Origin of the sequence: Okeania sp. SIO3I5, from assembly GCF_010672085.1 — a bacterium.
In the GTDB taxonomy this organism is placed as follows: Bacteria; Cyanobacteriota; Cyanobacteriia; order Cyanobacteriales; family Microcoleaceae; genus Trichodesmium.
The window spans coordinates 4,494-6,117 of the sequence record NZ_JAAHHT010000171.1; the positions used below are offsets into that span (position 1 = coordinate 4,494).

At 31.8% G+C, this 1,624-nt stretch carries 1 protein-coding gene; it reads right to left on the reverse strand.

The features are described from left to right. Positions 1-508: 508 nt before the first annotated feature. Complete coding sequence (locus F6K40_RS28300; RefSeq protein ID WP_293140543.1) at positions 509-961, reverse strand: COP23 domain-containing protein; 453 nt, start codon at positions 959-961, stop codon at positions 509-511. Positions 962-1,624 lie beyond the last annotated feature (663 nt).

The window sequence follows — 1,624 nt, forward strand, 5'->3', positions numbered from 1 at the left end:
GGGGGATTTGGAGACTAAACCCCTACAGTTTTTTTGACACAAATGCTGACAATTTTTTTCCCTCTTCCTTCTAACTTATTACTTCTTACTTTTAAATGCACTTTATTTCTTGTCAATCCTTTGAGATGTAATCAGCAAACCCCTAGTAAAAATAGTAAAAATAGGGGGATTTGGAGACCAAACCCCTACAGTTTTTTTGACACAAATGCTGACAAATTTTTTTCCCTCTTACTTCTTACTTCTTACTTCTGACTTCTAAATGCACCTTATTTCTTGTAAATCCTTTGAGATTTAATCAGCAAACCCCTAGTAAAAATAGGGGGATTTGGAGACCAAACCCCTACAGTTTTTTTCCACAAATGCTGACAATTTTTTTTCCCTCTTCCTTCTGACTTCTAAATGCACCTTATTTATTGTCAATACTTTGAGATTTAATCAGCAAACCCCTACAGTTTTTTTGACACAAATGCTGAAAAAAATTTTTACCTCTTACTTCTTACTTCTTACTTCAATAAATATTAATAGGTGGTAAATTTGGTTGAGGATTAACAACTCTTCTCAATAATTCTTGTTGAGCTTGTTGAGGATTTTGACCGCGAGGAACCTGATATAATAATCGACAAGAACCACCTATCGCAGCACAAATAATAGGTTGTCCGTTTTTAGATATACTAACAGTAATATTTCGATATCCGTTGCGTTTTTGAGTAGATAAAATTCCAGATACTCTAGTACATCTAGTCAGAGCATCTTCTCCTGATTGAGCAAAATAATTATTAGCACCCCAGAGAATAATCGGAATATTCTTACCTTGTTGATTAGCTATTGTGGCTGGAGTTGCGCCAATTTTACCACAGAAAAAATTAGGAGTTTGAGCCTTAGCAGAAAGATTATTGATAGGGAGATTTAAAAATCCGATTACCGTAGCAGTAACAATAGAAGTTAATGATAAAATTTTCATGGACTAGAATCTATATATATGACACTACTGATATTTTATAAACTTATATATACTTCTTGAGTGCCAGTAATGGAATTTAAGCAAAAAGTTTGGCAAATATATTTGGGAAGTCCGGGAAATTCTGATTATAAATGGCTTTTGTATATTATTCATTTCAGATTAATTAATTAGTTGGCTTGCTTATATTCCCTCTGCATTTTATTATCTACCTTAACTTCGGTTTTTGTAAGTATTTAGTCGTCAGCTATCAGCTATAGCAATCCTAAATAGGTTGTGACAAATTTTATAGTAGTTAATTTTAACTGAAAGCCTGGGAAATTCTGACTACTAACTACCACCAAAATATTACAACTAAAATAGGATTGCTATATAAGTTATTAACTAATTATCTGGGAAGGAGGAATTAGTTTCCAAGAAGTGAAATATATTTGCGCAGCATGACCATTTTTTGAATTAAAAATCCCCTCATTCAAAATTTTTGAACTTTGAATTTTGAATTAATAATTTTGAATTTTGAATAGGTATCCCAAATAGGTTGTGACAAATTTTATAGTAGTTAATTTTAACTGAAAGCCTGGGAAATTCTGACTACTAACTACCACCAAAATATTACAACTAAAATAGGATTGCTATATAAGTTATTAACTAATTATCTTGGAAGGA

What these genes read in the sequence shown, in the direction of transcription:
- F6K40_RS28300 (WP_293140543.1), bottom strand. Translation starts at nt 961, where the DNA reads ATGAAAATTTTATCATTAACTTCTATTGTTACTGCTACGGTAATCGGA.